The organism is Streptomyces sp. NPDC047982, from assembly GCF_043204165.1.
GTDB lineage: Bacteria > Actinomycetota > Actinomycetes > Streptomycetales > Streptomycetaceae > Streptomyces.
The window spans coordinates 20,216-39,860 of the sequence record NZ_JBIDBS010000029.1; the positions used below are offsets into that span (position 1 = coordinate 20,216).

The 19,645-nt window shown below is 72.0% G+C and carries 16 protein-coding genes; 5 read left to right on the forward strand and 11 right to left on the reverse strand.

All coding sequences use genetic code 11. From position 1 onward, the window contains the following. Positions 1–114 precede the first annotated feature (114 nt). Entirely contained in the window at positions 115–468 is a 354-nt protein-coding gene (locus tag ACGF2V_RS28240; RefSeq protein ID WP_362625179.1) for a hypothetical protein, read from the reverse strand. Positions 469–823: 355 nt separating this feature from the next. Here ACGF2V_RS28240 and ACGF2V_RS28245 point away from each other — a divergent pair, with 355 nt between their 5' ends. Together ACGF2V_RS28245 and ACGF2V_RS28250 are read left to right on the forward strand one after the other, a co-directional pair. Continuing rightward, complete coding sequence (locus ACGF2V_RS28245) at positions 824–1,867, forward strand: NlpC/P60 family protein (RefSeq protein ID WP_362625181.1); 1,044 nt, start codon at positions 824–826, stop codon at positions 1,865–1,867. A 138-nt stretch (positions 1,868–2,005) separates the two neighbouring features. Further along, positions 2,006–2,842, forward strand: a complete 837-nt coding sequence (locus ACGF2V_RS28250; RefSeq protein ID WP_362709983.1) for a GNAT family N-acetyltransferase — start codon at positions 2,006–2,008, stop codon at positions 2,840–2,842. Positions 2,843–3,011: 169 nt separating this feature from the next. On the opposite strand, the gene ACGF2V_RS28255 is transcribed toward ACGF2V_RS28250, so the two are convergent. Then, positions 3,012–3,713 carry a response regulator transcription factor gene (locus ACGF2V_RS28255; protein WP_362709981.1) on the reverse strand — a complete coding sequence of 234 codons (702 nt, stop codon included), beginning with the start codon at positions 3,711–3,713 and terminating at the stop codon, positions 3,012–3,014. Next, a complete protein-coding gene (locus ACGF2V_RS28260) occupies positions 3,697–4,995 on the reverse strand; it encodes a PspC domain-containing protein (RefSeq protein ID WP_362625186.1) in 1,299 nt (432 codons plus the stop codon). The genes ACGF2V_RS28255 and ACGF2V_RS28260 overlap by 17 nt, the downstream gene beginning before the upstream one ends. 396 nt (positions 4,996–5,391) lie before the next feature. Here ACGF2V_RS28260 and ACGF2V_RS28265 point away from each other — a divergent pair, with 396 nt between their 5' ends. Continuing rightward, a complete protein-coding gene (locus tag ACGF2V_RS28265; RefSeq protein ID WP_362625188.1) occupies positions 5,392–6,729 on the forward strand; it encodes a PspC domain-containing protein in 1,338 nt (445 codons plus the stop codon). Next, positions 6,716–6,979, forward strand: a complete 264-nt coding sequence (locus tag ACGF2V_RS28270) for a hypothetical protein (RefSeq protein WP_392913539.1) — start codon at positions 6,716–6,718, stop codon at positions 6,977–6,979. Before ACGF2V_RS28265 ends, ACGF2V_RS28270 begins: the two co-directional genes overlap by 14 nt. Here ACGF2V_RS28270 and ACGF2V_RS28275 read toward each other — a convergent pair. From ACGF2V_RS28275 to guaA, 5 genes are all read right to left on the reverse strand, one after another. After that, entirely contained in the window at positions 6,886–7,422 is a 537-nt protein-coding gene (locus ACGF2V_RS28275; protein WP_362625192.1) for a DoxX family protein, read from the reverse strand. The two genes, ACGF2V_RS28270 and ACGF2V_RS28275, sit on opposite strands and share 94 nt — an antisense overlap. 395 nt (positions 7,423–7,817) lie before the next feature. Beyond that, positions 7,818–9,086, reverse strand: a complete 1,269-nt coding sequence (locus ACGF2V_RS28280; RefSeq protein WP_362625258.1) for a hypothetical protein — start codon at positions 9,084–9,086, stop codon at positions 7,818–7,820. A gap of 199 nt (positions 9,087–9,285) precedes the next feature. Continuing rightward, complete coding sequence (locus tag ACGF2V_RS28285) at positions 9,286–10,080, reverse strand: class II aldolase/adducin family protein (protein ID WP_362625194.1); 795 nt, start codon at positions 10,078–10,080, stop codon at positions 9,286–9,288. Between the two features lie 100 nt (positions 10,081–10,180). Further along, positions 10,181–10,789 carry a Uma2 family endonuclease gene (locus ACGF2V_RS28290; protein WP_362625196.1) on the reverse strand — a complete coding sequence of 203 codons (609 nt, stop codon included), beginning with the start codon at positions 10,787–10,789 and terminating at the stop codon, positions 10,181–10,183. 143 nt (positions 10,790–10,932) lie between these two features. Further along, entirely contained in the window at positions 10,933–12,528 is a 1,596-nt protein-coding gene (gene guaA, locus ACGF2V_RS28295; RefSeq protein WP_362625199.1) for a glutamine-hydrolyzing GMP synthase, read from the reverse strand. Between the two features lie 487 nt (positions 12,529–13,015). Here guaA and ACGF2V_RS28300 point away from each other — a divergent pair, with 487 nt between their 5' ends. Further along, a complete protein-coding gene (locus tag ACGF2V_RS28300; protein ID WP_362625201.1) occupies positions 13,016–13,381 on the forward strand; it encodes a chorismate mutase in 366 nt (121 codons plus the stop codon). A gap of 566 nt (positions 13,382–13,947) precedes the next feature. Here the strand turns inward: ACGF2V_RS28300 and ACGF2V_RS28305 are convergent. The 3 genes from ACGF2V_RS28305 to ACGF2V_RS28315 all read right to left on the reverse strand — a co-directional run bounded on the left by ACGF2V_RS28305 (position 13,948) and on the right by ACGF2V_RS28315 (position 19,564). After that, a complete protein-coding gene (locus ACGF2V_RS28305) occupies positions 13,948–15,825 on the reverse strand; it encodes a GMC family oxidoreductase (RefSeq protein WP_362625202.1) in 1,878 nt (625 codons plus the stop codon). 48 nt (positions 15,826–15,873) lie between these two features. Further along, positions 15,874–17,526 (reverse strand): succinic semialdehyde dehydrogenase, encoded by a 1,653-nt coding sequence (locus ACGF2V_RS28310; RefSeq protein WP_362709978.1) that lies wholly within the window; start codon positions 17,524–17,526, stop codon positions 15,874–15,876. A gap of 319 nt (positions 17,527–17,845) precedes the next feature. After that, positions 17,846–19,564 (reverse strand): serine/threonine-protein kinase, encoded by a 1,719-nt coding sequence (locus tag ACGF2V_RS28315; RefSeq protein WP_362709975.1) that lies wholly within the window; start codon positions 19,562–19,564, stop codon positions 17,846–17,848. Positions 19,565–19,645 lie beyond the last annotated feature (81 nt).

The following is a 19,645-nucleotide window of genomic DNA, read 5'->3' on the forward strand; positions in this document are numbered from 1 at the left end:
GCCCCGGAACGGCGGTGAGCCCCTGCGGGACGGCCTCGCAAGGGCTCACTCGACAGAAGAACCGGCGGAAGAACCGGCGGAAGAACCGCGGAAGAACGCGGCGGAAACCGGGGATCAGACCCAGAGCGTGGCGATGAAGATGTTGGCGAGCGTCAGCCCGCCCACCGCCGCGAAGGCCCCCTTGTCGACCTTCTCCTCGTCGCGCTTGATGTAGACGAGCGCGAGGATGACGATCAGGATCAGCAGCTTCACGCCGATCTTGATGTTGTTCACCTCGTGGCCCTGGGCCTGGTGGAGGCCGACCAGGGCGACACCGGTGACCAGCATCGTGAGCGCGCCGTGCAGCATCGCCGGGACGAACCGGGCCGTGCCCGCACCCATGGCCTTCATCTGGGTCAGGAAACCGCCCAGCAGCGAGGCGATACCGACGATGTGCAGGGCGACCAAGACATGTATGAGTACGTCCATGGCCGAAGCCTAGCCGTGCCCATATCACCACTCGGCAGGCAGGTCCACGTTCCTGAAGCCTCACTCGCGTCTGCATCAATTGCCCGACTCTGATGCGCTTCCCCTGATCGATTGACGACGGCGGCGCGCCAAATTCGGGCAATAAGCGTCATTACGACTCTTTCCCGTGCCCTGGGATTAGCGTCCCTGACCAGGTGACCGGCCATCCCCCCGCTCCGCATCCGGACAAGGCGCCGGTCACCCCGCCGAGAGCTCCGGCGGCGGACCGCTCCCTTGCCGGTGCCCCGTCGCCCGACTTCGGGCGGGCCCGCCGGTAGTCCCCGACGGGCAGTCGCCAGGAAGGACGCACGCCCCCGTGGCAGCGCATCGGAAACCCAAGCAGCGCCCCTACACGGGCACCGCTGCCCGCACCGCGGCCGCTCTCGCCTTCGCCGGGGCCGCCACCGCTGCCGCCCTGCCGGGCTCGGCGCACGCCGACCCCCGGCGGACACCCGCCCAGGTCGAGGCCGAGGTGGACCGGATCTACCGCGACGCGGAGGTCGCCACCGAGAAGTACAACGGCGCGAAGGAGCGGGTGACCGCCGCCGCCAAGGACGTCGACGCCCTGCGCGACGAGGCCGCCCGCCGCACCGACCGCCTCAACGCCGCACGCAACGCCCTGGGCTCACTCGCCGCCGCGCAGTACCGCAACGGGGCGCTGAACCCGTCCGTACAACTGGCGCTCTCGTCCGACCCCGACCAGTACCTGGAACGCGCCTCGTACGTGGACCGGCTCGGCGACCGCAGGGCCGTCGAGGTCGACGCGGTGGAGCGGCAGATCGCCCGGATCGCCCAGCTGCGCTCGGAGGCCGGGAAGAAGCTGGCGGCCCTGGAGGCACGCCGGGCCGAGCTGAGGAAGCACAGGGCGACGATCCGCGGCAAGCTGGCCGAGGCGCGACGGCTCCTCGCCACCCTGTCCCCGGCCGAACGCGCCGCCTACGTGGACGGTACGGGTTCCGGCGGCGCCCGCGCCGACCGCGACCTGACACGCGGCCCCGCCCTGGCGCCGAACGCCCGCGCCGCCGAGGCTGTGACGTTCGCGTACGGGGCTCTCGGCAAGCCGTACGTCTGGGGCGCGACCGGCCCGTCCTCGTACGACTGCTCCGGGCTCACCCAGGCCGCCTGGCGCGCCGCCGGTGTCTCGCTGCCCCGCACCACGTACACCCAGATCAACGCCGGGCAACGGGTGTCGCGCTCCGAACTGGCCCCGGGCGACCTGGTGTTCTTCTACTCGGGCATCAGCCACGTCGGGCTGTACATCGGCAACGGCCGCATGATCCACGCCCCGCGCCCGGGCGCCCCGATCCGGATCGCCCCCATCGACCAGATGCCCTTCGCCGGGGCGACCCGGGTGGCGTAGGCTCCCGAATCCGATCACGCTCCCCGGGGACGGCCCGCCGTCGGCCCGGCCCGCCACCGGGCCGTACGTACCGGGCCGCCCATACCGGACTGTACGTACCGGGCCGTCACCGGACCAACCGCCGAAGGACACCCGCACATGACCACCGACATAGACGTCCAGACCCATGCCCGTACGCTCGCGTTGCGCTCCCCCGGTCATCTGCGGGTCGGGCCCTTCACCGTGCGGTACGACCCGGACTGGTCGATCAAGTACGCCAACTACGCGATCCCCGACCGGGACGCCGAGCCGACGGCGGCGGATGTCGCCGCCCTGGTCACGGCGTTCCGCGAGCGCGGGCGGCTGCCCCGGCTGGAGTTCCTGCCCGGCTGGGCCCCGGCGGTCGAACCGGCCCTGCTCGCCGCCGGTTTCACCGTCGAGAACCGTGCCCCGGTCCTGGCCTGCGCCCCCGGCGGGCTGCTGCCGCCGAAACCGGTGGACGCCCTCGTGATCGCGGAGCCGGTCACCGACGCGGAGTTCGACGCCGCCGCTCTGGTCCAGCACCGCGGATACGGCGGGACCGGGGAGCCCGAGGGGGGCGAGGCGGCCTGGCTGCGCGCGGCGGCCGGAGGCGGCGGGGCCGCCGCGCTCGCCGCGCTCGACGGGGTACCGGTGGGCGCGGGCGGCTGCTCGGTCCCGGTCGACGGCCTCAGCGAACTGGCCGGGGTCGCGGTCGCCGCCCCGTTCCGCGGCCGCGGCATCGGCGCCACGCTCGCCGCGCACCTGACGGCGACGGCCTTCGAACGCGGTTGCCGGGCGGTATGGCTGGAGCCCGCCGACGCAGACGTGGAGCGGATCTACGCGGGCATTGGCTACCGCAGGGTCGGCGAGAAGCTGAACGTCTCGCTCGCCGAACCGGACGTCACGGACGAGGGACCGGTCATCACACCCGCCGGGTCGGATGCCCCGCTCGTCGATGGCGGCGCGGACGGCTGAGCCACCACGGGCGCCGGACCGGCCCGGTCCGATCGGGCGCACCGGTCCGTCCGGACAGTCCAAGACGGCCGGGCGTCCCGGGCGTCCGGGCGCCCCGGGGCAGAGGGTGCCGGCCCCAAGCACGGTCCGGCCGGATGTTCCGGAAGACCGGCGTTCCGGGGCAGCCGGTTCAGACCAGCCGCCGGGCGGTCGCCCAGCGGGTCAGCTCGTGACGGTTCGACAGCTGGAGCTTGCGCAGCACCGCCGAGACGTGCGACTCGACCGTCTTCACCGAGATGAACAGCTGCCTGGCGATCTCCTTGTACGCGTAGCCGCGGGCGATCAGCCGCAGCACCTCGCGTTCGCGCTGGGTCAGCCGGTCCAGGTCCTCGTCGACCGGCGGCGCGTCCGTGGAGGCGAACGCGTCGAGGACGAAACCGGCCAGCCGGGGTGAGAACACCGCGTCGCCCTCCTGGACCCGGAAGACCGAGTCGATCAGGTCGGTGCCGGTGATCGTCTTGGTGACGTAGCCGCGGGCGCCGCCGCGGATGACGCCGATGACGTCCTCGGCAGCGTCGGAGACGGACAGCGCCAGGAAGCGCACCGGGTTCTCGACGGCCCCCATCAGCGGCGCACAGCGGCGCAGCACCTCGACGCCGCCGCCGCCCGGCAGATGCACGTCGAGGAGGACGACCTCGGGGCGGGTCGCCGTGATGACCGTGACCGCCTGATCGACGTCGTCGGCCTCGCCGACCACCTCGACGCCCGTCTCCTCGGTGCGGCCGATCTCGGCCTGGACGCCGGTGCGGAACATCCGGTGGTCGTCGACGAGCACGACCCTTACCCGGCGGGCCGGCCCCTGGCCCCCGGCCGTCTCAGTGGTCTCCGTCATCGCTCGCCCTCTCCATCTCCAGCTCGACCTCCGTGCCCCCGCCGGGCACCGGACGCAGTCGCGCCGTGCCACCGTTGCGCTGCATCCGGCCGATGATCGACTCTCGTACGCCCATTCTGTCCCCCGGTACGGACTCCGGGTCGAATCCCGGTCCCCGGTCGCGGACCGACACGAAGACCGTACGGCCCTCGACCTCCGCGTAGACCTGCACGGCACCGCCCTCGCCCCCGTACTTGGCGGCGTTGACCATCGCCTCGCGCGCGGCCTGCATCTGTGCGCCCAGCTTCTCGTCCAGCGGGCAGTCCCCGACGACCACGACCTCCAGCGGGACGCCGTACTTGTCCTCGACCTCGGCGGCGGCACGTTTGACCGCCTCGGCGAGGGTCTCGGGCTCGTCGTCCTCGTCCTTGCCCGTGCCCTCGGGGTTGTAGAGCCAGTTGCGCAGTTCGCGTTCCTGGGCGCGGGCCAGCCGGCGGACCTCGCCCGCGTCCTCCGCGTTGCGCTGGATCAGGGTGAGGGTGTGCAGCACCGAGTCGTGGACGTGGGCGGCGACCTCGGCGCGTTCCTGGGCCCTGATGCGCATGGTGCGTTCCTCGGAGAGGTCCTGGGTCATGCGCACGAGGTACGGGCCGGCCAGCAGCGCTATGCCGGTGAGGACGGCGATCGCGGCGGTCAGGACATTGCCGAGCTGGGCGGCGGAGCCGCGTACCACCATGAAGACGGCCAGGCCGAGGCCGACCAGGGCGACGCCGGCGAGCCCCCGGGCCAGGTGCAGGACCCGACGGCGGTTTCCGGTCTCCATCCAGCGGGCGCGGCGGGCGTTGTCGGCCTGCCGCCACACCAGTACGGAACCGGCGCCGATCAGCAGCGCGGGCCAGATGTAGCGGTCGGCCCCGCTGCCCATGTCGACGTCCCTGACGAAGATCATCGCGCCGATGAGCAGCGCGATGAGGGCGAAGACCTGTCCCCTGTCGGGTTTACGGAGCCTGCGTCTGCCGTCCGGACCGGTCTCGAAGAGCGGGCGCGGTGCTTCCACTCCGCCGACGCCGAGCGGGACGACGATCCAGAACACGGCGTAGAGCAGCGCGCCGAGTCCGTCGGCGAAGAACAGGCCGACGAAGACGAACCGCACCCAGGCGACGGGCAGCCCGAGATGCCCGGCCAGACCGCGTGCGACGCCGCCGAGCAGCCGCCCGTCGGCGCTGCGGTACAGCTTGCGCGACGACGGTTCCTCCGGTTCGGTCCTGACGGAGCTCATGGCCCGGGGCATGGCGGCTTGCATGCCCCCGATCGTCACATGCCCGGAAGGGGCGCGGCATCAGGGTCCGTCCCGGACTCCACCCTGAGAGCGCCGCCCCGGCTCGCCGAGACCATGGCGGACCGGGCCTGTGGCCGACCGGGTCTGGCCGACCGGGTCCGTGGCGGACCGACACCGTGGCAGGCCGAGAGCGCGGCGGACCGACACCATGGCAGGCCGGACCGTGGCGGACCGCGGCCCGGCAGGCCAGATCGCGGCGGACCGGGGGACATGGCGGACCGGGACACGGCGCCGCCCCGGCCGCACGCCCCGGGCCGTCGGGGAGCGGCCCTCCCCCAGGGGTCGCGGTGGGGCAATATCAGGGATCGGCCAGGGTGGGGGCGGGTCCCGGACGGTCCCCCGGCCCGTCACCATGGAGCCATGACCGTTCCCCAGGACACCTCCCCCGGTGTCGCGCCGCCCTCAGAACCACGACCGCAACTGCGGCGCAGCCCGCGCCAGAAGGTCGTCGCGGGGGTCTGCGGCGGGCTTGGCCGGTACTGCGACGTCGACCCGGTGATCTTCCGGATCGTGCTCGGGGTGCTGTCCGTCACCGGCGGCGTCGGGCTGATCTTCTACGGCTTCGCCTGGCTGCTGATCCCGCTGGACGGCGAGGACGAGAACGAGGCGCGCAGGCTGTTGTCCGGCCGTGTCGAGGGGGCATCGCTGATCGCGATGCTGCTCGCGCTGATCGGGTGCGGGCTGTTCCTCTCGATGCTGGGGAACGGCGGCACACTGGCGTTCTCCGCGATGCTGTCGCTGGCGGTCGTCGGTTTCGCCGGTTGGACGCAGAACCGCAGGGGGGTGGCGCCCCGCGATCCGTCGGACCCGGCGACCGCGCAGGCGGTGGCGGACGCGCCGCCCGAGGTGAAGGCGCCGCCGTCGCCGGGCAGTCCGTCGTGGTGGCGGGACCCGATCGTCAAGGACGGGACGACGGGACCGGTGGCACACGGCTACCTGTGGGGTCCGGCCGACGCGCCGCCCGGCGGGCGGTCCCCGCACATCCGGGGGGCGGCTCCGCGGGCTCCGTACTCCACGCCCCGGCGGGAGCCCGGCACCATGGGCCCGGTCTCCATCGGTGGTCTCGTCTTCCTGCTGGCACTGGTCGCGGGCGGGCTCGGCACGGGACTGACCTGGGAGTCGCAGCCGCTCGGCACGAGTCTGCAGTTCGGTCTGGCCGGGGCACTCGCGGTGTTCGGGCTCGGCATGCTGGTCAGCTCGTTCCTCGGCCGGACCGGGTTCGGCACGGTCATGCTGGCGATGATCACGGCCGTGCTGCTGGCGGGCGCGTCCGGGCTGCCGAAGGACATCTCCGCGCAGTGGGTGCGCGAGGGCTGGCGGCCCGCCACGGCGGCGGCGGTCCGGCCGGAGTACGCGCTCGGCACCGGCGAGGCGCGACTGGACCTCACCGGTATCGCCCTCCCCGAGGGCAACACCCTCGCGACGGCGGCGAGAGTCGGGGCGGGCCGTCTGGTCGTCGTCGTACCGAAGGCGGTGACGGTGAGACTGGACGCGCGGGCGGGCTTGGGCGACATCACGCTGCCGGTCGACCGGACGGGGGGCGCCCCGCCCGAGCAGCCGGGCGACGTCGACGTCAGGCCGTCGCGCAACGAACACAGGACGCTGCCGCCGGTCCCGGGGAGCAAGCCCGCCGGTACGGTCGAGCTCGCTCTGGAGGTCGGTATCGGACAGGTGGAGGTCACCCGTGCTGCTTCATGAGATCCGTCCGGGCCGGGCGGTGGCGGGCCTGGCGATGCTCGCTCTGGCAGCGGGGTACGCGGCGGACGCGGCGGGTGCCTGGGGCGCCCCGTGGGTCTTCTTCTTCCTGCTGTTCTTCGGTGGCCTCTGGCTGGCCACCACCGTGACCTGGGTGAACTACGTGATCCGTCGCCGCCGTGACGCGCGGAGTGCGTCCACCGAGAAGGACGCGGCCCCGGCGAGCAGCAGCGGCAGCCAGGCCACGAGATAGGCCAGGTCGTTGCCGAAGTAGTACGGCTCGACCTGCCAGCTGACGGTCAGCCACAGGCTCAGCGAGATCAGTGCCCCGCCGAGCGCGGCGAGCCGTGCCCACAGCCCGACGAGGGTGCCGATCCCGACGGCGATCTCACCGAGGGCGATGGCGTATCCGAAGACGCCGGGGTTCTTCAGCGCGAGGTCGACGAGGGCCGGGATCGCGGACGAGTCGCGTACTGCGCGCATCATCTCGCCGATGGAGTCCGGGCCGCTCGCGCTGAAGAAACCGGCGGTCGTCAGTTTGTCGATCCCGGCGTAGACGAAGGTGACACCGAGGAAGATCCGTAGCGGCAGCAGGGCGTGCTCCCGCGCGAGTTCCTTGAGTCCCCGCGCCCCGCCCGGACTGCCCGTACTCACTCCATAGCCGCGCAAACTCGGCAATTCCTGCAGATTTTGCATAATGACTGCCCATCCTTCCGTGATCCCGTCATCAGACGATACGTAGAAGGCGCAACGCGGCGCTCCTCGCGATGGGCCGTCCGGTCGGAAGATCCACCGCCAGGAAGGGACATCGGCACGGGGTCGCTCTTCGGTACGCGGACCGCCGACCCGGTGACCGACGACCGGGCGACCGGGCGACCGGGCGACCGAGGTGAAGAAACCGACGGCGGGACCCGGGTGCCCGGGCAGCCTCTGACCGGTGACCGGTGACCAGGCAGCCTGTGGCCGGTCCGTCGGCCGTCGGCCCGGAGGTCCATCAGCGCTTCGGCCCCGGTAGACGGCCAGGCCCTCAGCCCGGCTGCCCATCAGGCCCCCAGTCCATGGGCCCGCTGGTCCGGCAGGCCGCCGGACCGTCAGTCCGTCACCTCGATCTCCACCCGGTTCGTCTCCACCCCGGCGGCGGTCACGACCTGCACCTCCACCCGGCCCGGCTCCACGTCCACCGGCACCGGCACGGTGAGCACACCGTCCGTCGGGTTGGCGAAACCGCCGGTGACCGGGACGAGCGGCACATGCACATGGACCCTGCCGATCCGCACGACCATGCCCGCCAACCGGTCCGGGGTACCGGCGCCGGGCGGCACGAACCCGGCGCCCCGGATCTCGATGTCGTCACCGGTACGGATCGGCGCGTCCAGGTCGCCGGCCTCCCGGGACCGGACCACCGAGAGCACCACCGGGCGCCCGCCCTCCGTGTATTTCCCTGCGAAGTACGCGACCGCCGAGACGGCGACCAGCAACGCGAGCCCCCAGGGCAGGTCGGGCAGCTGCTCGGGCCTGCGGGCCAGCCGGACCGCGGCGAACAGCACCGCGACGGTGCTCACCAGCACGTATTGCACGTCCGTGAAGCTACCCCGCCCCGAATCGTCGGTGAGCAGGTCGGCGGCGCGCGGGCAGTCGGCCCGCAGCTTTTGGAGCCGCCCGGACAGAGCCCGTACACCCACCACCCGGCGCACGACCACGGCGACGGCGCACACCAGCGCCAGCACCGTCACCATCCCGGCGCCCCTGGCCAGGTCCAGTCCCTCGATCAGCGCGTCGCGCTCGGCATGGTCGGAGGCGCCGGCCAGTTGGAGCGCCAGCACGAGTACGGAAAAGACGGCGAGCAGCACCCAGGACGCCGCGACCGCCCGGGAGGTGGAGAGCCGGTTGTCCTCCCCGATCACCGGGGCGAGGAGACCCCCGCGGGCCCGGTGGACGTGGGCGGCACCGGTCAGCAGGGCCGCGGTGACGAGCCCGGCGATCAGACCGGCCGTACGGGCGTTGCTCCAGCCCGCGCCGATGGCGGTGGCGGTCTCCGCGACGACCAGCACGGCCACGCCTCCCCATACCGTGACCAGGGTGCGCCGCCACACCCGGTACCGCCAGACGTCCCCCGCCTCCCGGCCCCGCTCGGCAACGGTCCTGGCCGACTGGGTCAGCTCGTCCGACACCCACTGGCGGGTCGCGGAGACGGACTGGGCGACCCCCCGCGGCACCCCCTGTCCCGCGGCGAATTCGTCCCGCTTGGCCAGGAAGGCGGCCACCGCGCGCCGATGGCCCTCACGTGCTCCGTGCGGGCAGCCGCCGCACGTGCAGCCGCCGCTGTGCGTGCCGCTCGCCCTCGCCTCGTCCAACGCCACGGAGAACGCCGCCCTTTCCAGCCCTGATCCAGCCACGGTCCAGTCAACTCGACTGCGATTGCTGCGAATTGTGCCGTATGAAACGGCCTCTGACCGCATCGGGGAGACGGACCGTTGCGCATCGCAAGAATGTGCGACCTATTCGGCCGTCAGAAGTCGCCGGATGTCATGAGAATGTGCGACTCGTCGATGCGAGGCGTCAGGACGTGCGATTCATCCGGTGCCACAGCGGCTGGTAGTTGGTCCAGGCCACCAGGTCGCCGCCCAGATGCTCCCGGGTGGCGACGGCGTCCCGGTGCCCGATCGGTACCGGCTTCCCGGCGGCACGCGCGGCCAACTGCACCTGGCAGCAGCGCTCCAGGGAGATGAACCACCACGCGGCGGCGTCCACCGTGCCGCCGACGGTCAGCAGCCCGTGGTTGCGCAGCACGATCGCCTTGCGCCCGCCGAGCGCCGCCGCGATCCGGCTCCCCTCCGCCTCGTCGACCACGACCCCGGTGTACGCGTCGTACAGGACGTGGTCCTCGTAGAAGGCACAGGCTTCCTGGGTGATCGGTTCGACGAGCTCGCCGAGCGCCGACAGGGCCCGCCCGTGCACGGAGTGGGCGTGCGCGACGGCGACGACGTCGGGGCGGGCCCGGTGCACCTGCGCGTGGACGGTGAACGCCGCCTGGTTGACGTGGTGCCGCCCCTCGACGACCTGACCGTCCCCGTTCACCAGGATCAACTCGTCCGTGGTGATCCTGGTGAACGGGACACCGAAGGGGTTGACCCAGAAGCAGTCGGCGAACTCCGGGTCGCGCGCGGTGAGATGGCCCGAGACACCGTCCTCGTACCCGTACTCCCCGAACAGCCGGAGCGCCCCGGCCAGCCGCTCCTTGCGGTGGGCGCGCTCCTCCTCCACCGACGCGTGGACGGGCGGCATCGCGAAATGGAGCCGGTCCACGGGTACGGGCGTGGGCTCCGGCCTGTGGTCGGGCGTGGGCTCGGGCATGACGCCTCCTCGGGCTCCCAGGACGTAGGGAGGCGGAAGCTACCGCTGGTCGCGAGAAGTGGCCAGGGGTGGCGAGGAGCCGATCGGGCCCGGAGCCGTTTCACCGGCCGCGGTGGTAGATCTGGGTGAGGTCCGCCTCGATCAGGTACGGAACGTCCAGCTTCAGTTCGTTGTGGTAGATGCCCGTCGGGGTGTACGCCTGCCGAGCCGGGTCGAGTTCGTAGACGTACACGATCGGCAGGCCGTCGGCATCCGCCTCCACCCGCCAGAAATGAGCGATCCCGGCCGCGGCGTACTTGCGCGGCTTGACATCGCGGTCACGGTCCTGCGAATCGGGCGACACCACTTCGACGGCCAGGACGACGTCCTCGGGCGCGTACCAGATCTGGTCCGCGCCGGTGTCCGCCTCCGCCCGGTACACCAGCATGTCGGGCTCCGGACGGTTTCTCTCGTCGATTCGGATGGTCATCTCGCGATCGACGTCCAGGTCGCTCGGCAGATGCGCGAGCAGAGCCTGCTCCAGCAGCCACATCGTGCGGGTGTGGAACTTACGCTGCGGACTCATGAAGACGAGACTCCCGTCGATCAGCTCGGTGTGAGGCGGCAGGTCCGCGAGCCGGTCGAGATCGTCCGCCGTCCACCCGCCCTCGGGCGGAACGGGCCACCGGTATCGCTGCTTCTCAAGCCTGGGATCGGGTGCGGCGCTCATGATTGCTCCCATGGGGGCAGAGTCTCGTCTCCTCAGCCAGCGTACCCAGCGGAAACGGCGACGCCGTCGCCCAAACGAATGAGCGACGGCATCGGCATTGCCCCTGCTGAGGGGGTGTTCCCGGGCACTGGCGGCCAGGGAAATCACTCCCACTCGATGGTGCCCGGCGGCTTGCTCGTCACGTCGAGCACGACCCGGTTGACGTCGGCCACCTCGTTGGTGATGCGGGTCGAGATCCTGGCGAGGGTCTCGTACGGGAGGCGCGACCAGTCGGCGGTCATGGCGTCCTCGGAGGAGACCGGGCGCAGCACGATCGGGTGGCCGTAGGTGCGGCCGTCACCCTGGACACCGACGGAGCGGACGTCGGCGAGCAGGACCACCGGGCACTGCCAGATCTCGCGGTCCAGGCCGGCCGCCGTCAGCTCCTCACGGGCGATGGCGTCGGCCTCGCGGAGCAGGTCGAGCCGCTCCCGGGTGACCTCGCCGACGATCCGGATGCCGAGCCCGGGGCCCGGGAACGGCTGGCGCTGGACGATCTCCTCGGGCAGGCCGAGCTCCTGTCCGACCATCCGGACCTCGTCCTTGAACAGCTTGCGCAGCGGCTCGACGAGCTGGAATTCGATGTCGTCGGGGAGACCGCCGACGTTGTGGTGGGACTTGATGTTGGCGGTGCCGGTGCCGCCGCCGGACTCGACGACGTCCGGGTAGAGCGTGCCCTGGACGAGGAACGCGACGTCCTCGCCGTCGGCGGCTCCCTCGGCGACGATCTCGGCCTGGGCCTGCTCGAAGACGCGGATGAACTCGCGGCCGATGATCTTCCGCTTCTGTTCGGGGTCGGAGACGCCGGCCAGCGCGTCCAGGAACCGCTCCGAGGCGTCGACGACCTTCAGCTGGACGCCGGTGGCGGCGACGAAGTCCTTCTCGACCTGCTCGGTCTCGCCCTTGCGCATCAGACCGTGGTCGACGTACACACAGGTCAGCTGGGAGCCGATGGCCTTCTGGACGAGGGCGGCGGCGACCGCGGAGTCCACCCCGCCGGACAGGGCGCAGATGGCGCGCTTGCCGCCGACCTGCTCGCGGATCAGGGCGACCTGCTCCTCGACCACGTTGCTCGTGGTCCAGGTCGGCTCGATGCCGGCGCCGCGGTAGAGGAAGTGCTCCAGAACCTGCTGGCCGTGCGTGGAGTGCATGACCTCGGGGTGGTACTGGACGCCGTAGAGCTTCTTCTCGTCGTTCTCGAAGGCGGCGACCGGGACGACGTCCGTGGACGCGGTGACGGTGAAACCCTCGGGGGCGGCGGAGCAGGCGTCGCCGTGCGACATCCAGACCGGCTGCTCGGCGGGCGTGCCCTCGAAGAGCGTGGAGCCGGTCTTGGTGACGGTGAGCGTGGTGCGGCCGTACTCGCGGGCGCCGTTGTCGTCGACCGTGCCGCCGAGTGCGGTGGCCATCAGCTGGAAGCCGTAGCACATGCCGAAGACCGGCACCCCGGCCTCGAACAGCGAACGGTCGAGCGTGGGTGCGCCCTCCTCGTACACCGACGAGGGGCCGCCGGACAGGATGATCGCCCGGGGGTTCTTGGCCAGCATCTCGGCCACCGGCATCGTGGACGGGACGATCTCGCTGTAGACCCGGGCCTCACGGACGCGACGGGCGATGAGCTGGGCGTACTGCGCGCCGAAGTCGACAACGAGAACCACGTCGGTCGCGCTGTCGGGGGCGGCGGGGGGTGCTGCTGGCACGGGGCGGCCTTCCGGCGGTGAAAAGGGGGTCGGTTCTTCCGATTCTACCGGGGGCGCGGAACGGGCCGTCGTCCCGTGGGGGCGAGGCAGCCGTACCACGGGCGGAGGGGGCGGGCGCTTCCTCCGCCCGGTGCGTACGGGACGGGTCGTCGCGCGGGCCCGGGCACCGGAACGGGCCGGTGGCCGTACGGGCCGGGGCAAGGGGCCGGGGCCGGGAACGGCAACGGCAACGGGAACGGGAACGGGTCTCAGCATCCGGTCGCGGTTGGACAGACCGCGCGGGCGGTCCATACTGGGCCCCATGCGTCAGCACACGACCTTCGTCTTTACCTATGGCATCCGGCCCGCCGGCTGCCATGGTCGTGCTGCTTGATCCTCTGACAAGCAACGTTCCAGGCGCCCCGGGCCGAAAGGCCCGGGGCGCCTCGGCGTTTTCGGACCGGTCGGCTCCGGGGACCGCACCCGCACCCCACGAGGAGTCCTCACAATGATCAGCACCGCCCCCGCCACCACCGACCTCACCACGACGGACGCGAGGAACGCCGCGGACACGCGGAGCACCACGGACGCGCAGAGCGCCACGGAAAAGACCGGCGCGCGCACCGAGGAGGCCGCCGCGCTGATCGCGGAGGCACGGTCCCGGATCGACGCCCTCGACGACCGGATCATCGGGCTCGTCCAGGAGCGGATGGCCGTCTCGGCCGTTATCCAGGAAGCACGGATCACATCCGGCGGCCGTCGCGTCAACCTCTCCCGCGAGATGGAGGTCCTCGGCCAGTACCGGGACGCGCTCGGCAAGCCCGGGACCTCCCTGGCCATGACGCTGCTGGAGCTGTGCCGCGGCCGGATCTGACGGCCGTGCGGTCCGGGGTGTGCGGGCGTATCCCAGTTCGGGCCCGCTCTCACCCGTACGGCGCGTGACCGGCTCCGCGACGGCTTCGTTGGTCCCGGTGTCCGTGCCAGCCAGGGGCGGCTTCGGTAGGAAACCACGCGTGGCTCCGCCGGGACGTGAGGCGTACCGCAGGTGCGCCGTGGGACCACGGCCCGGCGTGCGTGACCGGTCGGCAGGGGACAGCAGCCCGGTCACCCCCACGGTCGGCTCCGGGGACGCCCGGAGCCGACCGTGTCCGGACGGAAGGGTGCGCGCCACGCGGCCCGTAGGACACCGGCTCCAGGGCACCGAGCCGGTGTCCATACGCGAAGGGCCCCGTCGGCCGATATCCGGCCCGCGGGGCCCTCGTTCATGCTGTCTCCGCGCCGCGTGTCCTCGCCGGGTGCCCGGGAACCGGGTGCGGGATCACCAGGTACGGGCCGGACTGACGTGATGGGCCGGACTGGCGTGAGCGGTGTCACATAAAGGATTGGTGAGCCTCCGGACAACCATGGCGGCGAACCACGGGCTCACCGCGCTCGGAGCCCTCACGGCTTCTGCTTCGGCGGAAGCTTCGGCATGCCGAGGAACGGCAGCCTCAGCGCGCCGAAGGCGTCCTTCGGCACGGCGGGCGACCGGGGCTCCACCGGGGCCAGCCGTTCGTACGCCCCGCCCTGCGCCGGGCGCGGATCCTCCTCGCCCTTGTTGGGCCAGAAGGACATCGCCCGTTCCGCCTGCGCCGTGATGGTCAGCGAGGGGTTGACCCCGAGATTCGCGGAGACCGCGGCGCCGTCGACCACCGATATGCCGGGGTGTCCGTAGAGGCGGTGGTACGGGTCGATGACCCCGTCCTCGGCGCTCGCGCCGATCGGGCAGCCGCCGAGGAAGTGCGCGGTGAGCGGGGTGCCCATCAGTTCGCCGACGTTCGAGCCCGCGAAGCCGTTGATCTCCTCGGCGAGCAGCGTGGCGCCGCGCGTGGCCTCCTCGATCTGTGCCGGGTTGGGGGCGCCGTGCCCCTGCCGGGCGGTGAGCAGTCCCTTGCCGATGCCCGTCGGCTTGCGGTACGTCGTCAGGGAGTTGTCCAGCGACTGCATGACGAGCCCGATGATGGTCCGCTCCGACCAGCGGCGGTTGGACAGCGAACGGAGCGCGAGGGCGGGGTGCCGGGCGACGTTGCCGAGCCAGCCCAGCACACGGCGGCCGTGGGACGCCTGGGCGCCGTAGGGCACCTGGAGGATCGACAGCGCGCCCATCGCGTTGGAGCCCTTGCCGTAGCGGACCGGCTCGATGTGGGTGTTCTCGTCGGGGTGGATCGAGGAGGTGATCGCGACGCCCCGGGTGAAGTCGACCCGCGCGGCGCCGTGCTTCCTGCGGTAGCGCCGGTCGGTCGTCTGCGAGCCGACGAGCGCCTCGGAGTTGGTACGGGTCAGCTCGCCGAGCCGGTCGGAGAGCCGGGGCAGCAGCCCCCGGTCCTTCATGGTGTGCAGCAAGGTCTGGGTTCCGTACGTCCCGGCGGCCACGACCACCTGGCGGGCCCGCAGCCGGGTGGGGCCCGCCTTGCGGCGGCGGTCGGTGGGGACGGTGAGGACGCGGTAGCCGCCCTCCGGGTGGTCGGTGATCGCGACGACGGTGGTCATCGGGCGGATGACGGCCCCGGCCTTCTCGGCGAGGTGGAGATAGTTCTCGTCGAGGGTGTTCTTCGCGCCGTGACGGCAGCCCGTCATGCATGCGCCGCACTCGGTGCAGGCCCGGCGGGCGGGGCCCGCGCCGCCGAAGTACGGGTCGGCGACCGTGCCGCCGGGCTCCGCCCGCGCCGTGCCGTCGGCGTCCTCGCCGTCGCCGAAGAACACGCCCACCGGGGCGAGATGGAAGGTGTCCCCGACGCCCATGGCCTGCGCGGCTGCCTTCAGGTGGACGTCGGAGGGGGTCGTCGTCGGGTTGAGCCGGACCCCGAGCATCCGCCTGGCCTGGTCGTAGTACGGCTTCAGCTCGTCCTGCCAGTCGGTGATGGACGCCCACTGACGGTCCTCGAAGAACGCCGCCGGGGGCACGTACAGGGTGTTGGCGTAGTTGAGCGAACCGCCGCCGACGCCCGCGCCGGCCAGCACCATCACGTTGCCGAGCAGGTGTACGCGCTGGATTCCGTAGAGGCCGAGGGCGGGGGCCCACAGGTAGTTCTTGAGGTCCCAGGAGTTCTTGGGGAGGGTGCCCGGGGTGAAGCGGCGGCCCGCCTCCAGGACGCCGACACGATACCCCTTCTCGGTCAGCCGGAGGGCCGACACCGCCCCGCCGAAGCCCGAGCCGACGACCAGCACGTCGTAGTCGTACGCGGCGTCGTCGGCCCCTTCCGGGGAGGCGGCCCCCTCCTGGGAAGCGGTCCCGCTCCCAGAAGCGGTCCGATTCCGGGCAGGGCTGTCCTGGGGCATGGCTCTCCTCGGTACGAAAAGGACGGAAGGGGCTGCGGTGCCAGGACGTCAGCGCAGGCGGAACGCCTTCATCGCCTTCAGGCTGCGTGTCATGAACGCCGCGTACTTCTCGTCGTCCATGCCGAAGGAGGGGGCGATCGGAATCAGCCGCTGTTGGGCGATGGTCTGCGCCTCGGTGTACTTGAGGATGCCCTCGGAGCCGTGCCGTCGGCCGAGACCGGAGTCCTTCATGCCGCCCATCGGGGACTGCACGCTGCCGTACGCGGAGGCGTACCCCTCGTTGATGTTCACCGTGCCGGTCCGCAGCCGGGCGGCGACCTGGTGACCGCGCTTGGAGTCCCGGGTCCAGACGCTCGAATTCAGCCCGTACGGCGTGGCGTTGGCGAGGGCGACGGCCTCGTCCTCGTCGGTGAAGCGGTAGATGGAGACGACCGGTCCGAAGGTCTCCTCGTTGCAGACGGCCATCGGCGCCTCGACGCCGTCGAGGATGGTCGGCTCGTAGAAGAGCGGGCCGATATCGGGACGGGCGACCCCGCCCGCGACGAGCTTCGCGCCCTTCTCGACGGCCTCCGTGACATGCCGGGTGACGGCCTCCATCTGGCGCTCGCCGACCAGGGAGCCCATGTCGGCGCCGTACGCGAGGGAGCTGCCGAGCCGCATGGCCTTCGTACGGGCGGCGAAGCGTGCTACGAAGTCGTCGGCGACCGACTCGTGGACGTACAGCCGCTCGATGGACATGCAGAGTTGGCCGGCCGAGGAGAAGCAGGCGCGGACGGCGCCCGCAGCGGCCTTCTCCACATCGGCGTCCTTGAGGACCAGCATGGCGTTCTTGCCGCCGAGTTCCAGCGTGACGCCGACGAGCCGGGCCGCCGCACCCTGCGCGACCTCACGGCCGGTGCGCGTGGAACCGGTGAACGAGACATAGTCGGCGTGCTTGACGACCTCGGGGCCGACGACCGGTCCGTCGCCGAGGACCACCTGGAACACCTCGGCGGGCAGCCCGGCCTCGATCAGCAGGTCCCGGGACCACAGAGCGGTCAGCGCGGTCTCCGTGTCGGGCTTCATCACGACGGCGTTGCCGGAGACGAACGCGGGCAGCGCGTCACCGACGGACAGCTCCAACGGGTAGTTCCACGGCGCGATCTGACCGACGACGCCGCGCGGCTGGCGCAGCTCGGTGACCTTGGTGAGGGTCGGTACGGCTCCGGCGTGCCGCTTCGGCTTCAAATAAGCGGCGGCCCTGTGCCCGAAGTGACGGGCCACGACGGCGACGGCCTGCACCTCCTCGTGGGCGTGCAGCCTGGCCTTGCCGGTCTCCAACTGGATGAGGTCGAGGACCTCGGCCTGACGGCTGAGGACGAGGTCGTGGAAGCGGAGCAGGACGGCGGCGCGGGCGCGGACGGGGGTCGCGGCCCAGGCGGGCTGGGCCGCACGGGCCCGTTCGAACGCGGTCGCCACGTCCTCGGGGGTGGACTCGGGCAGATCGGCCAGCTTCTGCCCGGTGAAGGGCGTGTGGTTGGCGGTGCGGCCGGAGCCGACCACGTCACGGGTCAGCCGGGCGACCAGGTCGGGGGTCACCACGTCGGCGGCGGTGCGCACGCCCGCCGGGGCGGTGGCCACGGGGTTGGTGCCGACCGGGGCCGTGGAAGTGCCGCCGGCCGGGGCCGCGGGGGTGGGCTGGGGGGCCTGCGAGTCCGTCATGAGGCCGAGAGTACGTCCACCCGACCACTTTGGGTACCCGTGAGTAATGGGTTTTCACACACCCCACAAAGGAGCCAGCGATCACTGGCAACAAAGCCCCTGATCAGGCCCCTTCACCGCCGGAAGACCGAACCGGGACCCGGGCCGGGGCTCGGACCGGATGCGTCGGGCGTCCTTCGGCCGGAGCCTTCGCACGCATGTCGGCCGGAACCACCGCACGCCCGCCGACCGGTGCCGCCGGGATCTCTTCGGGCGCCCGTCGGCCGGAGCCTTCGAGGGTCCCGTCGGACACGACCGGGTCGGAGCCGTCCGACGGTCGTCAGTCGGATTCGTCGGGCGCGCGCCATCCACGCAGGATCGTGTCGAACTGCGCCCGGGTCGCGTCCCAGTCCTTCGCCGGGCCCGTCATGTACAGCGCGTACTCCGGGCCGCCCGTCTCCCCGAAGTACATCTGGTCGATCGCGCGGCGCGGGCCCGGATGGTTCTTGGTCTCCGTCCAGGTGAACTCCCAGAGCGAGCCGGGCCGGTCCCGGTAGGTGTTGGAGTGCAGGGTCTCGCGCTCGTACCCGGGGAGCCGTTCGGCGAGTTGCTTCTCCAGGTTCAGCATGTGCATGTACGAGTTCTCGTAGTCGGGCTCCGGGTCGATGCTGATCCGGATGTAGTGCACGCCGTTGTCCGGGGTGTAGTCGATCTGGTTGCCGTCCGCCCGGCGCTCCCAGCCCTCCGGCACGGTCAGGCTGAAGCCCTCGGGATCGTCCACCCGGTGCCAGCCGTCGGGTATCTCCTTGGTCTCCGCCTTCTTACGCAAGGGATCGGTCGTCTCCGAAGGACTGCTCGCCGGTCCGGTGGCGGTGCCGGGCGCATGGGTGCCCGTGCCGCCCGACCGGGCGGTGGGGTCGTCGGTGCGGTCCGTGTACTTCATCGCGACGAGTCCCGCACCGCCGCCGACCAGCGCCGCGGCGACGAGGAGCAGCGCCGCCGCGCGCCACCGGCCCCGGCTGCGCCGGGTCACCGGGTCCGACAGCGGGCCGTTCACATGGCCGGCGGCCAACTCGCCTGGAGCGTGCGGCAGTTGGGCCGCGCCGGCCGCACCCGGATCACCGGGGGCGGGGGCCGGACCGGAAGCGACGGCCGGACCGAACATGCGCAGGGCCTCGTCGGGGACGCGCTCCGTCGGCACGTACGCCTGCGCCGCCTGGGGCTTGCGGCCCTCCATGGCGTCGAGCAGCATCCGTTCCGTCTCCGCCGCCGACGGCCGGTTCTCGGGCTCCTTGCGGAGCAGTGCGGTGATCACGGGGCCGAGCGGGCCCGCACGCCCGGGCGGCGGCGGTTCCTCGGTGACGACGGCCTGCATGGTGGAGAGCGGGGACGTGCGCCGGAACGGCGAGCGGCCCTCGACCGCGGTGTAGAGCGTGGCGCCGAGCGACCACAGGTCGGAGGCCGGGCCCGGATCGCCGCCCCGTACCCGCTCCGGCGCCAGGTAGTCGATGGAACCGACGAGTTCACCGGTCCTGGTGATGGTCGAGTCGCCCTCGATCGCCGCGATCCCGAAGTCGGTGAGCAGCACCCGGCCGTCGGCGGCGAGCAGTACGTTGCCGGGTTTCACGTCCCGGTGCAGGACCCCGGCGGCGTGTGCCGCACGCAGGGCGCCCAGCACGTGCAGGCCGATCCGGGCGGCCTCGCGCGGCTCGATCTCGCCGGTCTCCTTGGCCGCGTCGGCGAGCGACGGACCATCGACGTACTGCATGACGATCCAGGGCCGGTCGTCGTACTCGATCACGTCATGGACGGTGACCACCCCCGGATGGGTGATCCGGGCGGCGGCGCGCGCCTCCTTCTGCGTGCGCGCGTGCAGGACGATCCGGTCGGCCTCGGCGACGTACTGTCCGGCCGTCAGTTCCTTGACCGCCACCGTGCGGTGCAGTACCTCGTCGTGGGCGCGCCAGACCTTGCCCATGCCGCCACGCCCGAGGACCTCGCCCAGCCGGTACCTTCCGGCCAGCACCAGTCCCGCGTCCGTACCCTGTGCTCGTTCCACGTAATCCCCGCCCCGTTCCCTCGGAGGCCAGATTACGGAGGGGCTCTCGGCCGCGGAACCTCGCATCCCCGTGGAGAGCGC

Excerpts from the sequence above, each read along its gene's own strand:
- ACGF2V_RS28265 (WP_362625188.1), top strand. The coding sequence starts at position 5,392 with ATGACCGTTCCCCAGGACACCTCCCCCGGTGTCGCGCCGCCCTCAGAA.
- ACGF2V_RS28300 (WP_362625201.1), top strand. The coding sequence starts at position 13,016 with ATGATCAGCACCGCCCCCGCCACCACCGACCTCACCACGACGGACGCG.
- ACGF2V_RS28305 (WP_362625202.1), bottom strand. The coding sequence starts at position 15,825 with ATGCCCCAGGACAGCCCTGCCCGGAATCGGACCGCTTCTGGGAGCGGG.
- ACGF2V_RS28260 (WP_362625186.1), bottom strand. The coding sequence starts at position 4,995 with ATGCAAGCCGCCATGCCCCGGGCCATGAGCTCCGTCAGGACCGAACCG.
- ACGF2V_RS28285 (WP_362625194.1), bottom strand. The coding sequence starts at position 10,080 with ATGCCCGAGCCCACGCCCGACCACAGGCCGGAGCCCACGCCCGTACCC.
- ACGF2V_RS28255 (WP_362709981.1), bottom strand. The coding sequence starts at position 3,713 with ATGACGGAGACCACTGAGACGGCCGGGGGCCAGGGGCCGGCCCGCCGG.
- ACGF2V_RS28290 (WP_362625196.1), bottom strand. The coding sequence starts at position 10,789 with ATGAGCGCCGCACCCGATCCCAGGCTTGAGAAGCAGCGATACCGGTGG.
- ACGF2V_RS28250 (WP_362709983.1), top strand. The coding sequence starts at position 2,006 with ATGACCACCGACATAGACGTCCAGACCCATGCCCGTACGCTCGCGTTG.
- ACGF2V_RS28240 (WP_362625179.1), bottom strand. The coding sequence starts at position 468 with ATGGACGTACTCATACATGTCTTGGTCGCCCTGCACATCGTCGGTATC.
- ACGF2V_RS28275 (WP_362625192.1), bottom strand. The coding sequence starts at position 7,422 with ATGCAAAATCTGCAGGAATTGCCGAGTTTGCGCGGCTATGGAGTGAGT.
- ACGF2V_RS28310 (WP_362709978.1), bottom strand. The coding sequence starts at position 17,526 with ATGACGGACTCGCAGGCCCCCCAGCCCACCCCCGCGGCCCCGGCCGGC.